Here is a 2,348-nt window from a genome sequence, read left to right on the forward strand (position 1 = left end):
GGCTGGCGCCGAAAGTAATCTCTGTTGTGCCAGGGCCGGGGTCGGCGCTTCGTAGCACATCTGCCGCCCTCGGTGGTGAATTCAGCGGCTTTCCGGGCTGAGCAAACACCGGGCTACGGAAAAATCAAGGGCGGACCTGCGTGTCAGCCCCTCAGGGTTTTACCCCGAAACGCGATTGCAGCAACGGTTGTCCAGGCACTGCCGATGACGCCTCGACACGCGCCCGCGCACGGGGAGGTGCCACGGAGAACGATGGTATCTCTGCTGTGGCGGGTGATCGTTCCTCTGCCAACCGCGACAGTAATGCCCCACGCAGTGGAAAACGTTTTTTGCCTCCTTTTTGTCGTTTAACAAAAAGGAGGTCGCCTGTCGGGGCGAGTCCCGACGGTTTTGACCTTGAATCAAAAGGAATCAAGTGGACCTCCGCGAACTCGAAATCTTTCTCACCGTTGCCGACCTCCTCCACTTCGGCCGCGCCAGCCACGCCTGCAACCTGAGCCCCTCGGCGCTGACCCGCGCCATTCAGCGGCTGGAGGAGGAGGTAGGGCAGCCTCTGTTTATCCGCGACAACCGCACCGTCAGCCTCTCGCCCGCCGGCGAGCAGTTTCGCAGCTACGCCCGCCAGTCGCTGCTCGATTGGCAGGGCTTCAAGGCGGCGCTGAAGGACGAGCAGGCGATCAGCGGCACCCTGTCGATCTACGCCTCGGTGACCGCCGTGCACAGCCTGCTCCCCGACCTGCTTGAAGCCTTCCGCGGCGCCTATCCCGAGGTGCAGCTCGAACTGCGCACCGGGGCCGCCGAGCAGGCCGTTCCCCAGGTGCTGGACGGTGCCATCGATCTGGCGGTGGCGGCCCTGCCCGATCGCCAGCGCACCCGCATCGAGTTTCTGCCGATCACCACCACCCCGCTGATTTTCATCGCCCCGAAACCGGACGATGCCGCCGTCGCCCGCAGCCAGAACGGCCAGCTCGACCTCTCGCGGGCGCCGCTGGTGCTGCCGCAGACCGGGCTGTCGCGGCGACGGCTCGACCAGTGGCTGAAAGAGCAGCGTATCGTGCCGAATATCACCTCGGAGGTCTCCGGCAACGAGGCGATCATCGCCATGGTGCGCCTCGGCTGCGGGATCGGCATCGTGCCGCAGCTGGTCCTTGAGCGCAGCCCGTTTCGCGACGAGGTCGCCGTGCTCGACCGGGCCCCGCAGCTCGAACCGTACATCGTCGGCCTCTGCACCACCCGGCGCAATCTGCAGCGCCCCGGGGTCAGGGCTTTCTGGCGGCTGGCCGAAGACCGTTCGGGCCGGGGATAAAATTCTTCCGTCCGGCGCTGGTCTGCGTTAGGATACCTGTTCCCCTGATCCGCATCCGTTCAAGTTCGGTAAATGATTTTATAGTCCAGGAGGTTTCATGAAAGATCTGCGGTCGATCAACTTCAATACCCGCATTTGCGCGGTCATCGGCAACCCGGTGTCGCACAGCCTGTCGCCGGCGATCCACAACGCCGGCTACGCCGAGCTTGATCTCGATTTTCTCTACGTCCCCTGCCAGGTCGAAGATGTCGAAGGCATGCTGGCCGGGATGCGGGCGATGCACAACTTTCGCGGCCTGAGCGTGACCATCCCGCACAAGGTCGAGGTGATGAAGTACGTCGACGAGGTCGTCGAGGTTGACCGCGTGATCGGCTCGATCAACACCGTGGTCAAGCAGGCCGACGGCCGCCTGCTCGGCATGGGCACCGACGGGCCGGGGGCGCTCAAGGCGCTGCTCGACGCCGGCGTGGTGCTCGACGGCAAGGTGGTGCTGATGCTCGGCTGCGGCGGCGCGGCGCGGGCGATCGCCTTCACCCTGGCGCAGAAAACCGCCCTGGCCGAACTGGCCATGCTCGACATTAATGAACCGATGATGCAGGGGCTGGTTGCCGACCTCAAGGCCCACACCCCGGCCAACATCAGCGCCGCCCGGCTCGATGAGGCTTCGCTGGCCGCCGCCATGGCCAGAGCCGACGTCATCGTCCACTGCACCCCGATCGGCATGCATCCCAAGGAAAATGTGTCGCTGGTCCCGGCCGAGCTCTTTCGCCCCGGCCAGGTGGTCTTCGACATCGTCTACACGCCGCTGAAGACCAAGCTGCTGAAAGATGCCGAGGCGCGCGGGCTGAAGATCGTCTCCGGCGTCGAGATGTTCATCAACCAGGCGGTGCTGCAGTTCGAGCAGTTCACCGGCACAGGCGCCCCGGCCGCAGTGATGCGCAGCGTGGTGATGGAGCACCTGACAAAATGAATATCGTACTGATCGGATACCGGGGGACCGGCAAGAGCGAAGTGGGCACGCGCCTGGCCGAGCGGCTCGGCA

General features: G+C 64.7%; 2 protein-coding genes. Both read left to right on the forward strand.

What is annotated here, in order from left to right; translation table 11 throughout:
• Positions 1 to 415 precede the first annotated feature (415 nt).
• On the forward strand, positions 416 to 1,306 hold the full coding sequence (gene ilvY / locus ABYV89_RS16075; RefSeq protein ID WP_432823947.1) for an HTH-type transcriptional activator IlvY: 891 nt from the start codon (positions 416 to 418) through the stop codon (positions 1,304 to 1,306).
• A gap of 97 nt (positions 1,307 to 1,403) precedes the next feature.
• Positions 1,404 to 2,276, forward strand: a complete 873-nt coding sequence (aroE, locus tag ABYV89_RS16080; RefSeq protein ID WP_432823948.1) for a shikimate dehydrogenase — start codon at positions 1,404 to 1,406, stop codon at positions 2,274 to 2,276.
• Positions 2,277 to 2,348 lie beyond the last annotated feature (72 nt).

This window comes from Trichloromonas sp. (genome assembly GCF_041583255.1).
Lineage (GTDB): Bacteria > Desulfobacterota > Desulfuromonadia > Desulfuromonadales > Trichloromonadaceae > Trichloromonas.